We start from the raw sequence: 19,266 nt of genomic DNA, 5'->3' as shown, positions 1-19,266 counted from the left end.
CGCATTTGTATAGCGGAGGTTAAGAACGAATACGAAACAATAGAATGCGAAAACAGGATTAAATCAGGTGTTTTATGATGGTACCCATTTGTGTATAATTAGAAGAATATTCTGGTATTTATTATTTCTGCGGGGTGGGATAGTGATGGAAAAACACGAATATGAGTGGGTCAAACAAACGAGACAGATTTTACTAGACCAGTGTAAAGAATTGAAGGAAAATGATTTCAGAAAAGAGTTGGGATTTGGTTTTCAAAGTATAAGAGATTCTTTAGTTCATGTGGCGGGTTGTTATCATGCTTGGCTGGGTTCCTTTGTGCTTTCAAAAACAGCTACACCACTATTAACAAAGGAAGCAATCAATGATATGCAGATAGAGGATATTCAACGTTATTTTCAACAGGCGAATATATATGTAGACACTGTATTTGAACAATTCACTGATAAATTTGATGAAATGATCGAAAAAGAGCCTTCTTGGAAAGCAGGCAGCGGGGTTGTAAGAAAAACGCCGCAGCAATTACTAATCCACTCTATCACGCATGAATTTCATCATAAGGGGCAAATTGTAGCCATGTTGCGGTTGCTTGGCTATACTCCTAATAATACAGACATTTTAGGGCTGCCTGAAAAGTAATTTGCTGTACATAAATAAGAGATCATGAGTTATTAAACTAACGGGCAGACGGCTTTCCGGTTACGTCTAAGCCGCTGTATAAACGAAAGGAATTGCTGGCCGGCCTTAAAAAAAAGACGTGCAATTACGCACGTCTAGGTCACAAACTTAGCAATCTCCTTATCGGTTATCCGTTAATAGGTCACACTGCTGTCACTCTCTATCGATCACTCGTCCAATTTTCCGACCAATTCCGCCTGCATCGAACTTGAAATCTTAAATGTATTACATGATTTCTCGGAAGCGAAGTCATTCACAATAGACGACATCATTCTTTACAAGTCGGATATAGATATAGTTAGATCTAGGTTGAATGAAGTTATGAAAGAGAAAGGAATCCAAAGCCAGAAGGAATTGGCTGAGTTAGTTGGTACTACCGAGGCCACGAAAAGCAGATTGAAAACGAATACAGACATGAAATCACGACACTATTCATTATTAGCAAGGGGTAAAATGTGCCAATCGAAGAATTATTTCATGTCGAGGAAATAGAAGAGGGAAAATAAAAGTGGAGATGACTGGCGGAGAGTTTGTTGCCTTGAAGGTGATCGCGCAAATATGGCGAATACTTGGATTGCCCGATCCAAGAGGTCGTACAGTTGAACGCGTAGAAGATAATGCTGAACAATTAATCTCAAATAAAAAAGCCCTTCTCATTATAGTTGGGCTTTTAGTGCTATTTTTTCTTAGCAAAACGGAATCGCGATATTTCTAAATTAAGATGCGAACCTTTCTGCGACTTTAAAAGAAGTGTTATCTGTTTGAACATATGTGGAACTAACCACACTTACTGTCCCCAATAATAAAACAGCGCAAATCAAAAATTTAGCTTTCATTTACATAACCACTCCTTTGAATTTGTCTTCTTGCGTCACATGCAATACGGTAAAAATCACATGCATCACGAATCTTTTCTTCAGTTTGCAAAACTTGCGCAGTGATGATTCCGTAATCTTCCACATCTGCATACAAACCGTTTTCTTTGAAGAACTTAAAAGATTCCCTAACTAAATCCAGATCATTAATCAAGTAAAGCCCTTTTAACATTTCGAGCTTTGCAAGGTCATATGAATTACAAATTTTTCCGGCAGATTCTTTTCCTTCACAATAAAGGTCATGGGCTGTTACCAACTCAGATTGCTTTGCTCTAACATGTGCAAGGTTAAAAAAGGCTTTTGGTAAAAAACTATGATTAACCTCTCTATACACTTCAAGGGCTTTTTGGAGATGATCGGAAGCTTTTTCAAGTTCTTCAAGTTGATTGTAACATATTCCAAGATTCAAATGCGATGAGCCAATTAAATGAACAGAGTCCAAAATTACTGATTCAGTTAATGCTTGGTTTAAGCTTGGTAAAGCTTTTTCAGGAAGCATTTGATCTCGATGATTTCCAGCAAGAATGAATTGACATTGAACTCTGCGTTCTCCATAAGTATCGTACTTTTTATAAATGTTATAAGCGCGGCTCGCATAATTCATCGAAAAAAATGTCTGTTTCATATGGTAATACACTTCTGATACCTTGAAATAAAATTCAGCTTTCTCTAGCTCATCACACTCAAAAGAATCAAGTTGTTTTTCGGCATTCCTATAGAAATTCAACGCGAGTATCAGTTCTTTTTGTCTGAAATGATACATTCCTGCGAAGAATTGATAATAATATTCCAACATTCCCTCAAGGTTGTTTTGATCACGAATTTTTTTGAACTCCCCAAATCGTCTAGCTAAATTACCGCCGGAATCAGAATACATATAATCAAATTGAAGATTGTGTCGAAATAACAATAAGTTATAATAGACAACTACGTCTTGGTTCTGTTCCATTTGCTCTAATTCTCTTTTAACTTCTTTCCTGGTATCCTCCGCTTGGCCCGGCCAATTGTTTTTCAAAGCCGTATACCAAAAGTTCATTTTCGTCGCAACCAGATCATAAGGAATGACATCCATAAGCCCTCTCCCTTTCTTCATTAAATTTTCAGAAAGTTAAAAGCGTCTCTTTATCTTAATAGTAATAATTCTACAAAATAACCCTGTTTTTCACAACCATATATTGTTAACACACCTATAAAACATCTAATATGTAAACAAATAGAGTAGGTTATGTTTTTAGTCCTGATCAATAAGATTCATTTTCATGGACTGCAAGGATTTAAGAAGATCGAGGTTATCGATTAGCACACGAAATAAGAAGTTTTCCCGCCGTCGATACCTTAACATACCCACATCAACTTCCGGCGGCTCATACGCTTTAATTTCATGGGAAAATCGTTTATAGTAGGAGGCAATGAAAAGGTATCTTTTTTCGATGGATGACGGTACTATAAATTGATCGCTTTTTCCTCCCGTTAATGAGAATTTGAATGATTGATCCAAAAACAAAAAAAGCCGATGACACACCTTTTCGTTCACAACGAATGAGCCTCCACTATTGTTCTGCGTATATTCGTAAAAAGCCACGTTATCGCTCTCCTTCCGTTTATTTATAAGACCTAGCAATCGTTTGCATACGCTCACTCTTGCAGATGTTATTAATCGCGATAAATCTTTTATTAAAAAATATCCGCGCGAATGTATATGAGCGCTATTATTTAATTGAGTATAGATAATGCGTATAGTAAATGAGTATAGTTCGTCTGTCGTTTGAGCAAGGGACGGGTTCACCTCATGAACCCCCGGCTTCATTTTCGAATGCTTTCGGTATCGGAAGCAGCACGTACAGGTTCGAAATTGTCCGCTCTCTTTACTCCTTCTTTCGCGAATATCGATCAAGCCGACTTCCTTTAACTTCCGTAAAGCCTCCCGGACCGTATTCTCCGAACAGAAACATTCGGACGCCAACGTCTTGATTGAAGGAAACGACTGCTTGCTGTGATTGTCCGCGTGCATCGACAACATCGTATAAACGAGCTTTTGCGCACTCTTGTCGAGAATCTTGACGTCAGATAGTACGCTGCTCGCTACTTGTGCGAATTTGTGCTCGCGTAAATCCAAAACGCCTCGCTCTTCGTTCAAGACAAAGCTCCCTTATCGAACACCTTCGCGATGACGTACCCTTTCGATTCGAGAAGTTCAATTAGTTTAACCGCATTCTTCTTCCCGGTTCCCTGATCGCCACCCATATTGTGTGCTTCAGATAAAAATCTAGTAAGATGTACGAACAAAATCTCGTCTTCAGATTCGTTTCTACCTTCGTACATAACAGTCACCTCCTGAATTAGTTCCACAGACGAACCTGTGATCTTGGAAATCAATCGGTCGTTTTTCGTTTGTCATGCGTTTATCACCCCGCAATATCTTTCGTTATAACTTCCGGAAAATCCGTGTAATCCGAAAAGTATAATGGCTGTTTGCTTCCGCCGCATCCGTTCATATCGACCACCTCTCGGAGCATGATCGAATTTTGCGATTTCCCTTGCCACACATCGTAAGGCAGATACGCAACCCGTCGATTCTCTAAATCCACTATCGCAAGTATGTCGTAATCAGCTTTCGTATAAGGCCGACTCGCACCGTTTGATTTTCGATTATCTATTTTCATTCGGTAGCCGTCGTGCTCCATATTCGTTTTGACCTGAATCTTCGTAAATACTCCGCCCACATCCGTAACGATATCGTAATGGACCCACGGTATGTCCGGATTAAGGCTAACGATTTCCTTCCTCGCTAGGTCTGCGCGAACAATACTCTCCGCTGCATATCCGCAAAAATTACGTTTACTAACGGCACCCATCCGACCACCTCCTCATGAGATAATACCCGCGACTTTTTAAAACCGCACAATAAGTTCGAAATTTTTTCGCCTTCACTTATAACTGCGCAACAACTTTCCGAAATGGACACCGTTTTTAAAATTTCGCTGTCATAAATAGTTGCGAAGTCACTTTCGGATTGGCACACGTTTTAGACAAAAAAATAGACGCACTCAATCGTACGTCTACGTCACACTAGCATTAAATTTCGCTTATATTTATAGATAAAAAACGTCACAGTGACGTCACACCGGCATCACACTCCGATCACACAACGTCACACTTCGCTATTTTCACGGGTCACACTCCGCCACACTTAAATCACCGATTATCAATCGTCTCCGGATACAAATCATGATTCATCATCCGGTACTCAGCCATTTTCTCATACTTCGTGCCCGGTTTGCCATAGTTTGTATACGGGTCGATGGAGATTCCGCCCCTCGGGGTGAATTTGCCCCAGACTTCGATGTAGCGTGGGTCCATCAGTTCAATTAAATCGTTCATGATGATGTTCATGCAGTCTTCGTGAAAATCGCCGTGGTTGCGGAAGCTGAAGAGATATAGTTTCAAAGACTTGCTTTCTACCATTTTTTTATCCGGAATATAGCTGATGTAAATGGTCGCAAAATCGGGTTGCCCTGTTTTCGGACACAGGGATGTGAATTCGGGACAATTGAATTTGACGAAGTAGTCTCTGTTTTCGTGTTTATTTGGAAATGACTCGAGCACTTCCGGAGAGTAGTCGAACAAATAATTGGTCCCTTGATTGCCGAGAAGGGTTACGCCTTCCAGTTCTGATTCTTTTCTTGTCGTCATGTTTCATCTTCCTTTCTTTACACGCCGCGTTTATTTCCCCAGATGAGGGTGTGAAGCTGCGGAAGGACGCGGACGCGGTTTAGTTCAGGGTCTCGCGTGACCGCTTCTACCAGCTCTTCATACTTTTGCAGCAGTTTTTCAACAAGCCGGCTCTGATCCTCGGTCTGAACGTCATCATTTCCGACCTGGAGAAAAAACGGGATCTCTGGATAACGATGGTGGACTTTTTTGGCAAATTGCAGGTCGTCCGCCGTGAAAATGACGACCTTCAGACTTGCCGCGGCCAATCTGCCGTGGTCTTTCAGTTTGCCGATGATATGGTCAAGCTTGTTAAAGTCGGTGTTCATGTTTGAGCTTGGCGGTTTCGGTGAGATGGTCAAATCATCGATATCCGTAAACCAGTCTTGATAAAATGTGCCTTGGGTTTCAAGCGCCGTCCGGATATCGTGTTCTTTCAAAAGGGAGATCAGGGCATCCAGCTGTTTTAAAAGCGCCGGGTTTCCGCCCGAAATCGTCACATGCGAAAAGGCGTTTCCGCCGATTTCTTTCAGCTTTTCGTATACGTCTTCCGCCGTCATCCATTGAATATCTTTTTTGGCCGAACCGTCCCATGTGAAGGCCGAGTCACACCAGCTGCATGAATAATCACAGCCGGCGGTTCTCACAAACATCGTTTTTTGGCCGATGACCATGCCTTCCCCCTGAACAGTCGGACCGAAAATTTCCAATACCGGAATCGGCTTAGCCATGTTGACCACCTGATGTTGGACGGTAGACGACATAGCTTGTCGGGGTTTCCCTGACAAACACCTGAACACAATGCGGGCGGTTTTCAAGCTCCCGTAAATAAGCCTCGACTTTTTCATAAATCGTTTTTGCGACAACTTCAGTCGACGGAATTTGTTCAGGGCTGTCACCGGAAAATTCGTTGTGATCATTTAAAAGCGTATGATCATATTCCCCATGGATCAGTTTTTTAATCGTGCTGAAATTGACGAGAAAACCGGATTCATTTAAGACATCTCCGGCAATCGTGATGTTGATCGTATACGTATGGCCGTGGACCCTGCTGCATGCGCCCGCATCATCCCTCGGAATGAAATGAGCGGCCGACATTTGCATATCTTTATTGAGTTCAAATGCGTACGGGTGGTTTGCTTGCGGGTAGATTTGCGTCAGCATGTTAAGCTCTCTCCCTTTTCATTTTCATGTATTCGTTGTAGCCGTTCGCGCGCAGTTTGCAAGCCGGACATTCGCCGCAGCCGTCGGCGATGATTCCGTTGTAGCAAGTCAGCGTCTCATGTTTGACGAAGTCAAGGGCATCCAGCTCATCTGCCAGCTCCCATGTTTCCGCTTTATTCAGCCACATGAGCGGCGTGTGGATGACAAACGGGCGCTCCATCGCCAGGTTGACGGTGACATTGCATGATTTAATGAACGCGTCACGACAATCGGGATAGCCGCTGAAATCCGTTTCGCATACACCGGTCACGATGTGGCGGGCGCCGACTTGGTAGGCAAGGATGGAAGCAAACGATAAAAACACGAGGTTGCGTCCGGGAACAAATGTGGACGGAAGCTCGCCTTCTTTTGCTTCAATGTCGATGTCATCCCTTGTTAAAGCATTTGGCGCCAGCTGATTCAAAAGCGCCATATCCAACAGATGATGTTTGACACCCAGCTTTTCAGAAATGCTTTTCGCCACTTCTATTTCCTGCTTGTGCCGCTGGTTATAATGAAAGGTGACCGTTTCCACCTCTTCAAATTGTTGCAACGCCCATAAAAGGCATGTGGTGCTGTCCTGACCGCCGCTGAAGACAACGATCGCTTTTTCCTTTTTCATGGTTCCTCCTTCTCCGCTTTCGCCAATGTATTCAAAAGAAGAGATTCGATCTTAAGCCAACGAAAAAACACCTTTCTTTTGTAGGAAAGGTGTTCTAGCAAAAAAACAATAAAAAAGGCCATACCCCAAGGATACAGCTTTCCTTAGTTTTTTATAGAGGGTTTCGCTAGAACCTCTCCCGCGGTTTCAAGAGCGGATTTTGTTCAATTTTCCTTCGCCATCTTATCACAAATCCGGGCGCTCGCCAAGCCCCGGACATTGACGTTTAGCGTTTTGGCACTTTTTTGACGATCAGAAAGAAAATAAAGACAAGGCTGAGCTGGCCGAAGAGCGGATAAATGGTGGAAATCAATTTTCCGTAGCCGATCTGCCCGGTTAAGTAAATCGTCAAGAGAATGAATATGAAGATGTAAACACTTTTTATATGAAGAAATTCATTGATCTGCTTTTCCAGACCGTATAGATTGCCGATGACCGATGTGAACACTTCGCCGAAAATGATAAACAGGTAGATGATATGGACAGAATGCTGGACAATATAGACGACCTGCGCCATCGGAATCTCATATAAAAGAACATCAGGCAATGTTGAAAGTGATAAAAAGCTGGCGATTAAGACAAGTGTGAGCAGCGTCCCTCCGATAAACGCCCCTTTTTTAATCAGCTCTTCCGATTTTAATTCAGAGGCGATCGGCACAAGAACAGCCTGTGCGAGCGACAAATTGAAAGCGCCATATGACACGGCCGACAAGATCCACTCCGTATGACCCGACGTCGACGGCAAAGTATTGACGCTTGGCCCGCCGAAGATAAACGAATCAAACAGAACGATCAATGAAAACAGCAGCAATAAAGGAACGACGACGATATTGACGCCGAAAATCCCCTTTACACCCGTCATCATCACGAACAGGCTTAAGGCGATCGTCACGAGCATCCCCGCCTGATTGGAAAGTCCGAGCTGTTCTTTGAAAAGCGCTCCCGCTCCCGACAGCATCACGGACGTCACGCCAAGCAGTACCATCAGCATGAAGGCGTTGACGAATTTTCCGAGCGTTTCGCCGAACAAATATTTGTTCAGCTCCTGATAAGATTTCGCTTTAATTCTGATGGAGATCAGCATGATTTTCGCGCCGAGAAAAGTAAACATCAGCCCGCTGATCAAAATCCCGGCCAAACCTGTCCAGCCGAACCTTAAAAAAAATTCAACGATCTCTCTTCCCGTCGCGAATCCGGCTCCGACGACAGTTCCGACGTATACAAATGCCAGCTGAAAAGCTGATCCTTGTGATTGGCTCATAACTCTCCCCCGTAAACGAATTCCCTTGCTTCATCATATGAGGCACGTCCCTTAAAAAGAAGGACAACTTCACGAGGCAGGAACAAAAAGGAAAAAGCATGATACTTGAAAGTCAAAGATGGTCAAGGTATACTATAGTCAAAGATGGTCAAATGAAGCGACCATTTTTTCAAACACCATTGGTCAAAAAAGGTCAAATTATATTGAAAGGGGTTTTGGCAAATGCGTTGTCAACATTGTCAAACAAATGAAGCGACGATTCGCCTAAACATGCAAATAAACCATACAAAAAAACAAATGGATTTATGTGAAAACTGCTATAAAGAGCTGACTCAGCCTTCCATGTATTCCGGAAACCACTTTTTTGGAGGAGGGTCTTTCTTCAGTCAGCCTGCACAACAACAGCAGCAAACCGCTCGCACAAAAGGGCTGCTCGATGAACTGGCGGTCAATGTAACGAATGCCGCCCGAACTGGGCTGGTTGACCCTGTGATCGGCCGCGAAGATGAAGTGGCCCGAGTGATCGAAATTTTAAACCGGAGAAACAAAAACAATCCGGTGTTAATCGGTGAACCAGGCGTCGGTAAAACAGCCGTTGCAGAAGGACTTGCCTTAAAAATCGCTGAAGGCAATGTGCCAAACAAGCTGAAAAACAAAGAGCTCTATCTGCTTGATGTCGCCTCCCTTGTGGCGAACACGGGAATCAGGGGACAATTTGAAGAAAGAATGAAGCAGCTGATGAAAGAGCTGAAAGAACGAAAAAATGCCGTTCTTTTCATTGACGAAATCCATCTCTTAGTCGGCGCTGGCTCTGCGGAAGGATCTATGGACGCGGGCAACATTCTGAAACCTGCGCTTGCCAGAGGCGAACTGCAAATCATCGGTGCGACGACTCTGAAAGAGTATCGTCAAATTGAGAAGGATGCCGCTCTGGAACGACGCTTCCAGCCGATCATGGTGCATGAGCCGACCATTGAACAGGCGACAGCCATTTTGAACGGCCTGAAGGAGAAATATGAAGCATACCACGGCGTTTCCTATACAGATGAAGCTATTAAAGCATGTGTCGTTCTGTCCAGCCGCTACATTCAGGACCGCCACCTTCCCGACAAGGCAATCGACCTGCTCGATGAAGCCGGTTCAAAGGCAAACCTTACAATCGATACGGTCAGCGGTGAAGAAGCGGAAAAACGCCTAAAAGAAATCGAAGCGGAAAAACAAAAGGCGCTTCAGGATGAACACTATGAGCTGGCGGCAAAGCTCCGCGATGAAGAAGAAGCATTGCACGCTAAGCTGGAAGAAAAAACAGCAGCAAAACAGGCCATCGTCGGAGCCGAAGACATCCAGGCGATCATCGAACAAAAAACAGGCATTCCGGTCGGCAAACTGCAGCATGACGACCAGAAAAAAATGAAAGAGCTTGAAGCCAATCTCGCAAGCCGTGTTATCGGACAGGAAGAGGCTGTGAAAAAAGTGGCAAAAGCCGTGCGAAGAAGCAGAGCCGGTCTAAAATCAAAAAACAGGCCTGTCGGTTCCTTCCTGTTTGTCGGTCCGACAGGAGTAGGTAAAACAGAGCTTTCCAAAAGGCTTGCCGAAGAGCTGTTCGGCACGAAAGATTCCATCATCCGCCTCGACATGAGCGAATATATGGAAAAACACGCCGTATCCAAGCTCATCGGTTCTCCTCCGGGATATGTCGGTCATGATGAAGCCGGACAGTTGACAGAAAAAGTCCGGAGAAACCCGTACAGCATCGTCCTGCTCGATGAAATTGAAAAAGCTCACCCTGATGTACAGCACATGTTCCTGCAGATCATGGAAGACGGACGGCTGACGGACAGCCAGGGACGGACGGTCAGCTTTAAAGACACCGTCATCATCATGACAAGCAATGCCGGCGTTTCCGAAAAACGGACAACAGTCGGTTTCAACAGAGAAGAACAGCTGCTGGGTGAACAATCATTGATCGATTCGTTAAGCAGCTACTTCAAACCTGAATTCCTGAACAGGTTTGACAGTATTGTCGAATTCAAGCCTCTTGAAAAAGAAGATCTTGTCAAAATCGTCGACCTGCTTCTGAAGGAGCTTGAAGAAACATTAAGCGATCAGGAGCTGACACTTACGGTTTCAGACGAAGCAAAAGAAAAAATCGCCGAAATCGGATGTCACCCTGCATTTGGTGCGCGTCCTTTAAGAAGAACGATTCAGACAGTAGTCGAAGATCAAATGACCGACCTGCTGCTTGAAGAAGAAAATATTTCCGGTTTTCACGTTACAGCGGAAAACGGCGATATTGCGGTGCAATCCGTATAACACATGCGGCTTCCATGTTGGAAGCCGCTTTTTATAATACATAAGACTCCACTAAATTAAAAATTTTTCCATCTATTCATCCTAAAGTCCCGTTTCAGCTTGATTTCTCAACAATTTCTGAAACGCTCTAAAGTTCCGATCGACCGGCACCGATATTAACGATAGAAAAGTTAGTTAAAAGGAATTGGTGAAAAAAATGGACAAAACATCGTTAATTGGAATCATTTTAGCTATCATCGGAGTAGGTGTCGGCATGGTGATGAAAGGTGTCAGCCCGTCCGTTCTGGTCAACCCGGCGGCATGGCTGATCATACTTGTCGGGACAATCGCCGCGGTTACCATCGCTTTTCCAATGCGCGAATTAAAAAGGGTTCCCAAGCTCTTCGGCATCTTGTTTAAAGAAAGAAAGTCGATCGAAATCAACGAGCTGATCCCCATGTTTTCTGAATGGGCGCAAATCGCCAGACGCGAAGGCCTTCTCGCATTGGAAGCGAACCTGAATGAAATCGATGATCAATTTTTGAAAAACGGCATGAGCATGGCGGTAGACGGACAGAGCGCTGATTTCATCAGGGACGTTCTGACCGAGGAAGTGGAAGCAATGGAAGAACGGCATCAGGTCGGGGCGGGCATTTTTACCCAGGCAGGCACATATGCACCGACATTGGGCGTTTTGGGAGCCGTTGTCGGGCTGATAGCCGCGCTTGCGGACATGAGCAACACTGAAGCGCTGGGACACGCGATCAGCGCAGCCTTTGTCGCCACCCTTCTCGGGATTTTTACAGGCTATGTGTTATGGCATCCTTTTGCCAATAAATTAAAACGGAAATCCAAACAGGAAGTGAAAGTCCGCGAAGTGATGATCGAAGGAATTCTTTCCATATTGGAAGGACAGGCTCCAAAAGTCATCGAACAAAAGCTTCTCATGTATGTCTCTCCTAGCGAGCGCTCCAGCATCGTGATTCCTGAGGGAGACAAAGGGGAAACGAATAATGGCTAGAAAAAAGAAGCATAAAGACCATGAAGAACATGTAGATGAGTCCTGGCTCATCCCCTATGCCGACTTGCTCACACTTCTCTTGGCCCTTTTCATCGTACTGTTTGCCATGAGCTCGATCGACGCCAAAAAGTTCGAAATGCTGTCCAAATCGTTCAATGCCGTGTTTACAGGCGGTACAGGAATGATGGATTATTCGAGCTTCACAGAGCCGAAAACAAGCACAACCGAGGAAGGGAAAAGCCCTGATGAGCCGAAAGATATAGCGAAAATCCAAAAAGAAAAGGACAGGCAGTCGCTGAAAAAAATTCAGGACCATATCAACCAGTTCATCAAAAAGAAAAACCTTGAAAAACAGGTGAACACAAAGCTGACAGACGAAGGGCTTCTTCTCTCAATCGAGGACAATATTTTCTTCGATTCAGGGAAAGCCGAGATTCGCCCGCAGGATGTCCAGCTTGCCAAGGAAGTGTCCGACCTTCTCGTGCTCAATCCGCCGCGCAATATCGTCATCAGCGGACATACGGATAACGTGCCGATTAAAAATTCTCAATTTAAATCAAACTGGCATTTAAGCGTCATGCGCGCTGTCAACTTCATGAGCCTCTTGATCGAAAATCCAAAGCTCGATCCGAAGATATTCAGCGCTAAAGGCTACGGAGAATATAAACCGATCGCTCCAAATGACACGGAGGAAGGAAGAAGAAAAAACAGGCGTGTTGAAATTCTGATCCTGCCGATCGATGTCAAAAATGTAAATAACGAAAAATAAGGAAGCTGCGATTGGGCAGCTTCCTTATTCTTTGTTTTGATAAAAGTGCTTTGCGTTCAGACCTACTTTTTTCAGCATGTCGATACAGGCTTCCTTTTCTTCAGCGCTCAGGACACTGATCATTTGATGCAGTTCTTCGGCATGTCCGGGAAAAATCTGCTCAAGGAGCTTGATGCCTTTGTCGGTGATTTGCGCATAAGTGACCCTTCGATCGGTTGTACAGGCTCTTCTTGCGATCAGCTGCTTTTGCTCCAGCTTGTCAACCACATATGTAATGCTCCCGCTCGCCAGAAGAATCTTATCCCCTATTTGCTGCAGGGGCTGATCCCCTTTGTGATAGAGAAGCTCTAATACAGCAAATTCTGTCGGATTCAGACCATGCTTATGAATATGTTTATTCATATGATCATTAATTGATCTGTACGCTCGTGATAATACAATGAATAATTTCAATGACTGTTCCTGTTCTCTATTGCTCATATCTCTCATCTCCAAAGAAACAACTACAGGAAAACATTAATAAACTATGAGGAAAATGTCAACTGTTAACATTCAAACCATGTTATGATGATAGCAAATGAACCTCAAATAGATATTTTCGGAAATTCCCCGGTATTGTGTCCTATTTTCAATGTATTGGTTATCTTTTCTATAAATCGGCTCTTACTAGTGATATAATACCTCTATTCCTGTATCGATTGGGAGAGAGTAAAACATGCGCAATTTAAAAAAGATATGGAAGAAAATCAGGCTGTATTTAATCCTTGTTTTGATTCCGGCCTTTATTATAAGCTTTTTTATATACGAACAAGAGCGTGAAAACATTACTGATAAACACCGCCAGACGGCAACGCTTATGCTGAATATCCATCGAAACCAGATCAATTATTTGATCGGTGAAACCGAAGCAAGGCTCAGTTCCCTGGCAACGGCTCTCAACCATCCTGTCGACGAAAAACATATCAAACATATCCTGACGGAAACATACAAAAAAGAGCCGCGCTTTTCAGCATTGTATCTATTAAATGAAAACGGCGATGTCATGGTCAGTACGATGCCCGTAAAAGAAAAGAAGCCGGTGTCGTACAAGGACATTCTCCAAAAGGCGAAAAGCTCCAAGAAATCCGTGATTACCGATGACGCAAGCATCATGACGGACAAGCTGGAATTGAATATTTTCACTCCGGTCTTTAATGACAAAGGGAAGACGACAAACTTTTTATTAGCCTCGATTCGCATCGATTATTTGAAAAACATTATGAATGTGCTAAGCCCCGAGCTTTATATCAAAATTTTGAATCAGAAAAACCAGGTCCTTTTCACAGCCGGGCACTCGCCCCCTGAAAAGCCGGAAGGCGGTACTGTCGATGCTTTTTTGGACCAGATCGACTGGAAGCTTGAAGTCTATCCTGAACCCGTCCAGCTAAACGAAATTGTTTACAGCCTTCTATTGTCCTTTTTAAGCATCTTTATACTGCTCAATATTTTATTCGTGCTGCTCCAATATGTATTGCTTAAAAGGCGGACGAAGCAGGAACGCGCCCAGAATGAAGCGCAAAAGCTTGAATTGATCGGCACACTGGCGGCGAGCACCGCTCATGAAATCAGAAATCCGCTGACCGGAATCAGCGGGTTCATCCAGCTGCTTCAGAAAAAATATCAATCTGCTGAAGATCAAATGTATTTCTCGATCATCGATCAGGAAATCCGGCGGATCAATCAGATCGTCAGTGAGTTTCTGGTGCTTGGGAAGCCGACTGCCGAGCAGTGGCAGTTAAACACCTTGAATGAAATGATTGACGAAATTATGCCGATCATTCATTCTGAAGCCAACCTGTATAATGTTGAGGTGGAATTCAAAGATCTTGCGGAAGGCCCGTCTTTCGTTTTTTGTAAGAAGGACCATATTAAGCAGGTCGTTTTAAATGTCGCTAAAAACGCATTGGAATCAATGAAAAACGGCGGGAAATTGCTGATCAAAATGGATCAGGATCAACAGGCTGCGAAAATTGTGGTGAAAGATGTTGGAGAAGGCATTCCGAAAGAAATGATGGAGAAGATTTTCCAGCCTTTTGTCACGTCTAAAGATAAAGGCACAGGGCTCGGCCTTGTCGTGTGCAAGCGAATCATCTCCATGTATGGGGGAACGATACATATCGAGAGCGAACGGCATAAAGGAACAACCGTCACAATCACACTTCCGACATCAAAAGATCAAAATGGCTGATATGCTTACCGCTCACGAAAAGAGCTTCCGTTAACGGCAGCTCTTTTTCATGGACTTGGATCATGCCGTATATTTTTCAAGGATCAGACAGCTGATGCCGTCTAAAACATGGGGCAATGGCTTGTCTGATGAATAATGATCATTCATTGTCATTTTTTGATATTGATAGATCAACTGGTCTAATTCCTGACTCTGTTTAATTGTCTCATCCCCTGTATATCCGTAGACTTCAGCAGCTTCGACCATCATTTGCCGCTTTTCATTGATGGAGGCCAACAGCGCTTCTTTCTCTAAATACCTTTGCATACGCTTCACCCCTTACCGCGTTAAAGTTTCGAGATTCATCCAGATTTTGCGTACTTGAGCATTATTACAGATTATACTTATTTTGTAAACCTATTTTCCGAAAAAATATTTTGAAATCAAGTATAATAGATTTGTTGAATCATTCCCTTGAATGAAATATGGTAAACACCGAAATGTTTTTTCCTTTTAAAGGAGGTCTTTTGATGAAAAAACCTATTTCAAAACTAACGGCTTTCTTCGCTGTAAAAGAAGCGCGCTCCGGTCTGATCCTGTTTTTCAGCGCCTTTAAAGCGTGGAGAAAAGGAGAATATCCGCTTTTTCCTAAAAGAACGATTTTTCTGGCCGCTTTGGCTTTCATTTATGTGCTGTCACCGATTGATTTGATTCCGGACATTATCGCAGGGGCTGGCTGGCTTGATGATGCGGCTGTTCTTGCCTTTCTTTTCAGACAAATCGCCAAAGAACTGGCTGAATTTGACGCCCTGCACGAGAAAGGAGGCGGCGCAAAATGATTGATGGTCTTAATCATCTGTTATTTTCAGTCTCCGACCTAAAGGCGTCCATTGCTTTCTATGAAAATGTGTTTGATGCAAAATGGCTCGTCAAAGGCGAGAAAACCGCGTACTTTGATCTAAACGGCATCTGGCTCGCTCTGAACGAGGAAAAGGATATTAAACGGACTGAAATCCGCGACTCATACACACACATTGCCTTTTCGATCAAAGAGGAAGATCTCGATCATTGGGAGACGAAATTAAAAGATTTGGGCGTGAATGTGTTAAAAGGGAGAAAACGCCATCAGGGTGATAAAGATTCGATTTATTTTTCCGATCCGGACGGACACAAATTCGAGCTCCACACCGGCTCTGTCTTCGACAGACTCGAATACTATCAAACAGAAAAGCCTCACCTTTCATTTCATGAGGGCCATATTCAAGCGCTATACGATAAAAACAAATAAAAACAGCGCCCTAAGCGGCGCTGTTTTTATGACTGTTTAACCTGTTCTCTTTCATAGATCGGCACCCAGCCCTCGGTCGTCACAAATATCCTGACGGCTACGACTTTCCTGTCTTCTTGAAGCGTGAAGTAATGGCGGGTGTTTTCCGGAACAGAGATCAAATCGCCGGGGCTCAATAAACAATCGAAAAATACGCCGTCTTTTCCTTCAATCGCAAAGATGCCGTGGCCGTTGACGATAAACCTGACCTCATCATCTGTGTGGTGATGCTCCTGTTTAAAGTTTTTCAGAAGTTCATCCAGTTTTGGATTTTCATCAGAGAGCGAGATGACATCTTGCGCCTTATAGCCGCGCCGCTCGGAAATGTCTTTGATCTCACTTTGAAAACTATTTAAAATCTCCTGTTTTTCCGCGTCTGTTAAATCGTATTTTTCCCTTAAACCTGCAGACAGTTTCGTGATATCCCATTGTTCGTAAATCACACCCTGCTGATCGAGGTACTTTTTCACCTCTTCACTGTTTTCGATCATCGTGTTTTGCTCATCATGGATACGGATTGTTGCCATGTGCGTTTCTCCTCCTTTTTCAAACATACGCATGTCTGAAAGCTTTTAATTTTAAATGCCAGCTGAACAAAAATTCATAAGCTTCAAGAAACCGCTTTGCTTCAAATGCCGTTTTCCCCCAGACGGTAATGCCGTGGTTCCTGATCAAGACGGCGCCGGAATCGCCTGTCAGGTGAGCGGCAAAATCAGCCGCCAAGTCCGGAATATGGGCGGTATTTTCGATAATCGGAATGGTGACTGCGGCGTTTTCCTCCCATATCCCGAGCGCTTTAATGATTTCCTGCCCTTTAAAAGTGATTTGCTGCTCTTTTGCATAAAGTTCTGAAATCACGTTATTGTCGACGGTATGAACATGAAGACAGCTGCCTGCGTTTGTTTTTTGATAGACATACGCATGGAGCAGCGTTTCCGCCGACGGCTTCAGGGAGTGGCCGCTTTCTGCAGGATTGCCTTCTTGATCCACCAGCAAAAAATCCTCGTCCGTCTCTTTTCGTTTGTCTTTTCCGCTGGCCGTCACCAAAAAGCGAAGCGGAGCCTCCGCTACTTTGATTGAAAGGTTGCCGCTTGTCGCCGGAAACCAGTCTCTTGCCGCGAGCTCCCTTTTTACTTCGGCAAGCTCCTGCCTGCGCTGTTCTCTAACAGCCATTCCTTCACCTCCCGGGTTTCTTCTAGGGCGCGCTTCACATCGTGAAAATCCTGAAACGCGATATGGTTCAAATGCAGAGCCTCACATTCCTTCAGCAAATAATCACGGGCCATGCACAAATCAGAACGCTTTGCAGCCTCAACATCCGTGACGGAATCCCCGATCATCACGAGAAAGTCATCTTCCCCTTTCAGCCTTCGAATGATGGAAGGCTTGCAGCAGCCGCATTCGTTTTCGCACTTATCATCACACAGATGCGGCCAATCAATCGCGATGCTCTCGCCAGTAAAATCCGCCTTGTTGCAATAGATGCGCTCCCTTTCCACGATCCCTTCAAGCAAAGGATAGACGAAGAAATCCATGCCTCCGCTGACGACGTAAAAGGGAATCCCGCACTCATCAAGGAATGCAACAAACTCCTTAAAACCGGCGCGGATCTCCGCTTGCTCGAGTACAAATGCCGTCATCTCTTCCCTGAGGCTGCTCTCCAGAAGGGCAAACATGCCGCCGACTCCCTCTTGGATCGATATTTCCTTGGAGAGAACACCGTCTTTTAAGGCAATCCATTCGTTTGGAGCGAATTGTTTCATGATGCTGATGATGTTGTCGTTCGTTGTAATCGTCCCGTCAAAATCGCAGATGATCAGCGGCTTTCTCATACGGGAATCTCCACTTTCCCCCATTTATCCAAAGCGAGCTTTAAATCGCGGGACCGTTTTGCTTTTTCTTCGACAGGTTCGCCTTGAAGAACGGCTTCTATGATCGCTCTAAACGCCCTGCCCCCGCCTGTTGCTCCGTTTGGATGGCCGTGAATTCCGCCGCCCGCATTGATGATGTGGTCAATACCGAAGTCTTTCATCAAAAGCGGAACCATGCCTGGGTGTATGCCGGCCGACGGCACGGCAAATGACGGCTGAAAAACATCCTCTTTCGTGCATTCATCATGAATGGCGAGCGCTTCCCGCTTTTCGAGCGCGACGCTTCCGTACGGGGAAGGAAACAGGCTGAAATCCGCCCCCAGATAACGGGTCAGCTTTCCCAGCAAAAGCGAATGGGAAAAACCGTAATACGGCGAAGAAGCCAATGCGCCGCTGACGGCCGGATGAGCCATGATCGCAAGCGGAATTTCGTCGTCTTCGGCCAGGCTTTGGAGGACGTCCAGCCCATAGGCAAACACATTGAACAGCAAAACGTCGGCCCCAAGCTCAGCGGCCTTTTTCGCTTTGTCTTTCAGCTCCATCGTCCTTCCTGTCAGATTGACGGCGTAAAGCGTTTTGTGTCCGGTTTCTTCATAGGTGCTTTGCAGCACTTTTTTCCCTTCGGTGATCCGCTTTTCAAAAGGAGCGTTCCCGGTTTCAAACAAAATCTCATCATCCTTGATCAAATCGACACCGCCGAGCGCCTGCTGCCTCAGCTGCTCCTTCAAATCTTCCATATCGCGGCCGATGACGCCTTTGAAAATGCTCATCAGAAGCGGCCTTTCAAATTCGCCGATCTTTTTGCGGATGCCGTAGATCCCGAATTTCGGTCCCGGCAGCGATTGCTTAAAGTCGTTTGAAAACGAAAGATCCGTCAATTTGATTTTCCCGTCAAGCGACAGCTTGCCAAAAACGGTCGTCAAGACAGCCGGAATATCCCTCGTAAAATTGGCTTCCGGATAGGCGATCGTGACCACCGCCTGTTTCTCCCCGCGGGCGCCTTCCGTTTCTTCAACGCGGACGACGCGTCCTTTGTGCTTTTTTAATTGTTCCTGTTTCAGCTGCGGCAAATCCGTCCAGGATCCCACCGTCAGGCCGAGCGCAATTTGCTCCGCCCGTATTTTTGGATCGCCTCCGGGATCTGTCAGGACATATGTTGCCAAAAGTTCACTCATGCTCTTTAGCTCCTTCCTGTTTCCCATGCATACAAAAAAACCTCTTTTTGCGGCTGTGCTAAAAAGAGGTTTCGTTTCTCACTTCGAATCCTTATCTCTCAGCGCCAGCTGCAAGAATTAGCACCGTGCTTAAAAAGTCGGTTGCCGGGCTTCATCGGGCTCGTCCCTCCACCTGCTCTTGATAAGAATATTGATTTTTATAAATTATTTTGAATTAT

General features: G+C 44.6%; 24 protein-coding genes, 1 pseudogene and 2 riboswitches. Of the genes and pseudogenes, 9 read left to right on the top strand and 16 right to left on the bottom strand.

All coding sequences use genetic code 11. The features are described from left to right. Window positions 1-145 precede the first annotated feature (145 nt). The 3 genes from P3X63_RS07950 (at window position 146) to P3X63_RS07940 (ending at window position 1,391) form a co-directional block, all read left to right on the top strand. Entirely contained in the window at window positions 146-637 is a 492-nt protein-coding gene (locus P3X63_RS07950) for a DinB family protein (RefSeq protein WP_277692712.1), read from the top strand. A gap of 360 nt (window positions 638-997) precedes the next feature. Continuing rightward, window positions 998-1,168 (top strand): XRE family transcriptional regulator, encoded by a 171-nt coding sequence (locus tag P3X63_RS07945; protein WP_236251226.1) that lies wholly within the window; start codon window positions 998-1,000, stop codon window positions 1,166-1,168. 16 nt (window positions 1,169-1,184) lie between these two features. Continuing rightward, window positions 1,185-1,391, top strand: coding sequence for a hypothetical protein (locus P3X63_RS07940; protein WP_077736927.1), 207 nt, complete (start codon window positions 1,185-1,187; stop codon window positions 1,389-1,391). A 110-nt stretch (window positions 1,392-1,501) separates the two neighbouring features. On the opposite strand, the gene P3X63_RS07935 is transcribed toward P3X63_RS07940, so the two are convergent. The 10 genes and pseudogenes from P3X63_RS07935 to P3X63_RS07895 form a co-directional block, all read right to left on the bottom strand. Beyond that, a complete protein-coding gene (locus P3X63_RS07935; protein WP_026586726.1) occupies window positions 1,502-2,623 on the bottom strand; it encodes a Rap family tetratricopeptide repeat protein in 1,122 nt (373 codons plus the stop codon). A gap of 159 nt (window positions 2,624-2,782) precedes the next feature. Continuing rightward, the gene (locus P3X63_RS07930; RefSeq protein WP_277692711.1) at window positions 2,783-3,133 is read right to left on the bottom strand and encodes a DUF7296 family protein; all 351 of its coding nucleotides are present in this window, start codon (window positions 3,131-3,133) and stop codon (window positions 2,783-2,785) included. 318 nt (window positions 3,134-3,451) lie between these two features. Further along, window positions 3,452-3,667 (bottom strand): annotated as a pseudogene (locus P3X63_RS22840) (helix-turn-helix domain-containing protein); the annotation flags it as partial. A gap of 17 nt (window positions 3,668-3,684) precedes the next feature. Beyond that, entirely contained in the window at window positions 3,685-3,873 is a 189-nt protein-coding gene (locus P3X63_RS07925) for a hypothetical protein (protein ID WP_077736929.1), read from the bottom strand. Between the two features lie 83 nt (window positions 3,874-3,956). Next, the gene (locus tag P3X63_RS07920; protein WP_077736930.1) at window positions 3,957-4,406 is read right to left on the bottom strand and encodes a group I intron-associated PD-(D/E)XK endonuclease; all 450 of its coding nucleotides are present in this window, start codon (window positions 4,404-4,406) and stop codon (window positions 3,957-3,959) included. Between the two features lie 340 nt (window positions 4,407-4,746). After that, window positions 4,747-5,244 (bottom strand): preQ(1) synthase, encoded by a 498-nt coding sequence (queF, locus tag P3X63_RS07915; protein WP_026586724.1) that lies wholly within the window; start codon window positions 5,242-5,244, stop codon window positions 4,747-4,749. Window positions 5,245-5,261: 17 nt separating this feature from the next. After that, entirely contained in the window at window positions 5,262-5,993 is a 732-nt protein-coding gene (gene queE, locus P3X63_RS07910; RefSeq protein WP_026586723.1) for a 7-carboxy-7-deazaguanine synthase QueE, read from the bottom strand. Next, window positions 5,986-6,426 (bottom strand): 6-carboxytetrahydropterin synthase QueD, encoded by a 441-nt coding sequence (queD, locus tag P3X63_RS07905; protein WP_026586722.1) that lies wholly within the window; start codon window positions 6,424-6,426, stop codon window positions 5,986-5,988. The genes queE and queD overlap by 8 nt, the downstream gene beginning before the upstream one ends. A 1-nt stretch (window position 6,427) precedes the next feature. Continuing rightward, window positions 6,428-7,087 (bottom strand): 7-cyano-7-deazaguanine synthase QueC, encoded by a 660-nt coding sequence (gene queC / locus P3X63_RS07900; RefSeq protein WP_026586721.1) that lies wholly within the window; start codon window positions 7,085-7,087, stop codon window positions 6,428-6,430. Window positions 7,088-7,224: 137 nt separating this feature from the next. Then, a riboswitch (PreQ1 riboswitch) is annotated at window positions 7,225-7,269 on the bottom strand. 83 nt (window positions 7,270-7,352) lie between these two features. Then, window positions 7,353-8,387 (bottom strand): YkvI family membrane protein, encoded by a 1,035-nt coding sequence (locus P3X63_RS07895; RefSeq protein WP_026586720.1) that lies wholly within the window; start codon window positions 8,385-8,387, stop codon window positions 7,353-7,355. A gap of 222 nt (window positions 8,388-8,609) precedes the next feature. On the opposite strand from P3X63_RS07895, the gene P3X63_RS07890 reads away from it, so the two are divergent. From P3X63_RS07890 to motB, 3 genes are all read left to right on the top strand, one after another. Then, window positions 8,610-10,700 carry an ATP-dependent Clp protease ATP-binding subunit gene (locus P3X63_RS07890; RefSeq protein WP_077736948.1) on the top strand — a complete coding sequence of 697 codons (2,091 nt, stop codon included), beginning with the start codon at window positions 8,610-8,612 and terminating at the stop codon, window positions 10,698-10,700. A gap of 196 nt (window positions 10,701-10,896) precedes the next feature. Next, window positions 10,897-11,700, top strand: a complete 804-nt coding sequence (gene motA / locus P3X63_RS07885; protein ID WP_026586718.1) for a flagellar motor stator protein MotA — start codon at window positions 10,897-10,899, stop codon at window positions 11,698-11,700. After that, window positions 11,693-12,469, top strand: coding sequence for a flagellar motor protein MotB (motB, locus tag P3X63_RS07880; RefSeq protein WP_026586717.1), 777 nt, complete (start codon window positions 11,693-11,695; stop codon window positions 12,467-12,469). Before motA ends, motB begins: the two co-directional genes overlap by 8 nt. 24 nt (window positions 12,470-12,493) lie before the next feature. Here motB and mhqR read toward each other — a convergent pair whose 3' ends face one another. Further along, entirely contained in the window at window positions 12,494-12,949 is a 456-nt protein-coding gene (gene mhqR / locus P3X63_RS07875) for a MarR family transcriptional regulator MhqR (RefSeq protein WP_026586716.1), read from the bottom strand. A 235-nt stretch (window positions 12,950-13,184) separates the two neighbouring features. On the opposite strand from mhqR, the gene P3X63_RS07870 reads away from it, so the two are divergent. Beyond that, window positions 13,185-14,696, top strand: coding sequence for a sporulation kinase KinD (locus P3X63_RS07870; RefSeq protein WP_077736949.1), 1,512 nt, complete (start codon window positions 13,185-13,187; stop codon window positions 14,694-14,696). Between the two features lie 60 nt (window positions 14,697-14,756). Here the strand turns inward: P3X63_RS07870 and P3X63_RS07865 are convergent, their stop codons facing one another. Next, window positions 14,757-15,002 (bottom strand): aspartyl-phosphate phosphatase Spo0E family protein, encoded by a 246-nt coding sequence (locus P3X63_RS07865; RefSeq protein ID WP_026586715.1) that lies wholly within the window; start codon window positions 15,000-15,002, stop codon window positions 14,757-14,759. A 203-nt stretch (window positions 15,003-15,205) separates the two neighbouring features. Between P3X63_RS07865 and P3X63_RS07860 the strand changes: the two genes are divergently transcribed. Both P3X63_RS07860 and fosB read left to right on the top strand, forming a co-directional pair. After that, the gene (locus tag P3X63_RS07860) at window positions 15,206-15,514 is read left to right on the top strand and encodes a YkvA family protein (protein WP_236251225.1); all 309 of its coding nucleotides are present in this window, start codon (window positions 15,206-15,208) and stop codon (window positions 15,512-15,514) included. Then, the gene (fosB, locus tag P3X63_RS07855; RefSeq protein ID WP_026586713.1) at window positions 15,511-15,963 is read left to right on the top strand and encodes a metallothiol transferase FosB; all 453 of its coding nucleotides are present in this window, start codon (window positions 15,511-15,513) and stop codon (window positions 15,961-15,963) included. The genes P3X63_RS07860 and fosB overlap by 4 nt, the downstream gene beginning before the upstream one ends. A 26-nt stretch (window positions 15,964-15,989) precedes the next feature. Here fosB and P3X63_RS07850 read toward each other — a convergent pair whose 3' ends face one another. The 4 genes from P3X63_RS07850 to mtnW are packed head-to-tail and all read right to left on the bottom strand — an operon-like array spanning window position 15,990 to window position 19,048. Further along, window positions 15,990-16,529 carry a 1,2-dihydroxy-3-keto-5-methylthiopentene dioxygenase gene (locus P3X63_RS07850; RefSeq protein ID WP_277692710.1) on the bottom strand — a complete coding sequence of 180 codons (540 nt, stop codon included), beginning with the start codon at window positions 16,527-16,529 and terminating at the stop codon, window positions 15,990-15,992. 19 nt (window positions 16,530-16,548) lie between these two features. Beyond that, entirely contained in the window at window positions 16,549-17,175 is a 627-nt protein-coding gene (locus tag P3X63_RS07845; protein ID WP_026586711.1) for a methylthioribulose 1-phosphate dehydratase, read from the bottom strand. After that, window positions 17,133-17,834, bottom strand: a complete 702-nt coding sequence (gene mtnX / locus P3X63_RS07840; protein ID WP_277692709.1) for a 2-hydroxy-3-keto-5-methylthiopentenyl-1-phosphate phosphatase — start codon at window positions 17,832-17,834, stop codon at window positions 17,133-17,135. The genes P3X63_RS07845 and mtnX overlap by 43 nt, the downstream gene beginning before the upstream one ends. Then, window positions 17,831-19,048 carry a 2,3-diketo-5-methylthiopentyl-1-phosphate enolase gene (gene mtnW, locus P3X63_RS07835; protein ID WP_081692830.1) on the bottom strand — a complete coding sequence of 406 codons (1,218 nt, stop codon included), beginning with the start codon at window positions 19,046-19,048 and terminating at the stop codon, window positions 17,831-17,833. Before mtnW ends, mtnX begins: the two co-directional genes overlap by 4 nt. Window positions 19,049-19,136: 88 nt before the next feature. Continuing rightward, window positions 19,137-19,236: riboswitch (SAM riboswitch) on the bottom strand. Window positions 19,237-19,266 lie beyond the last annotated feature (30 nt).

Origin of the sequence: Bacillus sp. HSf4 (assembly GCF_029537375.1) — a bacterium.
Classification (GTDB): Bacteria; Bacillota; Bacilli; order Bacillales; family Bacillaceae; genus Bacillus; species Bacillus sonorensis_A.
The sequence above is the reverse complement of the archived record's forward strand: the minus strand, read 5'-3'. Positions and strand labels throughout refer to the sequence as shown.

Coding starts and splice junctions, on each gene's coding strand:
- P3X63_RS07845 (WP_026586711.1), bottom strand. CDS start 17,175: ATGGCTGTTAGAGAACAGCGCAGGCAGGAGCTTGCCGAAGTAAAAAGG.
- P3X63_RS07920 (WP_077736930.1), bottom strand. CDS start 4,406: ATGGGTGCCGTTAGTAAACGTAATTTTTGCGGATATGCAGCGGAGAGT.
- P3X63_RS07925 (WP_077736929.1), bottom strand. CDS start 3,873: ATGTACGAAGGTAGAAACGAATCTGAAGACGAGATTTTGTTCGTACAT.
- motB (WP_026586717.1), top strand. CDS start 11,693: ATGGCTAGAAAAAAGAAGCATAAAGACCATGAAGAACATGTAGATGAG.
- P3X63_RS07870 (WP_077736949.1), top strand. CDS start 13,185: ATGCGCAATTTAAAAAAGATATGGAAGAAAATCAGGCTGTATTTAATC.
- mtnW (WP_081692830.1), bottom strand. CDS start 19,048: ATGAGTGAACTTTTGGCAACATATGTCCTGACAGATCCCGGAGGCGAT.
- queE (WP_026586723.1), bottom strand. CDS start 5,993: ATGGCTAAGCCGATTCCGGTATTGGAAATTTTCGGTCCGACTGTTCAG.
- queF (WP_026586724.1), bottom strand. CDS start 5,244: ATGACGACAAGAAAAGAATCAGAACTGGAAGGCGTAACCCTTCTCGGC.
- P3X63_RS07890 (WP_077736948.1), top strand. CDS start 8,610: ATGCGTTGTCAACATTGTCAAACAAATGAAGCGACGATTCGCCTAAAC.
- mtnX (WP_277692709.1), bottom strand. CDS start 17,834: ATGAGAAAGCCGCTGATCATCTGCGATTTTGACGGGACGATTACAACG.
- P3X63_RS07945 (WP_236251226.1), top strand. CDS start 998: ATGAAAGAGAAAGGAATCCAAAGCCAGAAGGAATTGGCTGAGTTAGTT.
- P3X63_RS07860 (WP_236251225.1), top strand. CDS start 15,206: ATGAAAAAACCTATTTCAAAACTAACGGCTTTCTTCGCTGTAAAAGAA.
- queC (WP_026586721.1), bottom strand. CDS start 7,087: ATGAAAAAGGAAAAAGCGATCGTTGTCTTCAGCGGCGGTCAGGACAGC.
- P3X63_RS07895 (WP_026586720.1), bottom strand. CDS start 8,387: ATGAGCCAATCACAAGGATCAGCTTTTCAGCTGGCATTTGTATACGTC.
- mhqR (WP_026586716.1), bottom strand. CDS start 12,949: ATGAGCAATAGAGAACAGGAACAGTCATTGAAATTATTCATTGTATTA.
- P3X63_RS07850 (WP_277692710.1), bottom strand. CDS start 16,529: ATGGCAACAATCCGTATCCATGATGAGCAAAACACGATGATCGAAAAC.
- motA (WP_026586718.1), top strand. CDS start 10,897: ATGGACAAAACATCGTTAATTGGAATCATTTTAGCTATCATCGGAGTA.
- P3X63_RS07950 (WP_277692712.1), top strand. CDS start 146: ATGGAAAAACACGAATATGAGTGGGTCAAACAAACGAGACAGATTTTA.
- queD (WP_026586722.1), bottom strand. CDS start 6,426: ATGCTGACGCAAATCTACCCGCAAGCAAACCACCCGTACGCATTTGAA.
- P3X63_RS07935 (WP_026586726.1), bottom strand. CDS start 2,623: ATGGATGTCATTCCTTATGATCTGGTTGCGACGAAAATGAACTTTTGG.
- fosB (WP_026586713.1), top strand. CDS start 15,511: ATGATTGATGGTCTTAATCATCTGTTATTTTCAGTCTCCGACCTAAAG.
- P3X63_RS07865 (WP_026586715.1), bottom strand. CDS start 15,002: ATGCAAAGGTATTTAGAGAAAGAAGCGCTGTTGGCCTCCATCAATGAA.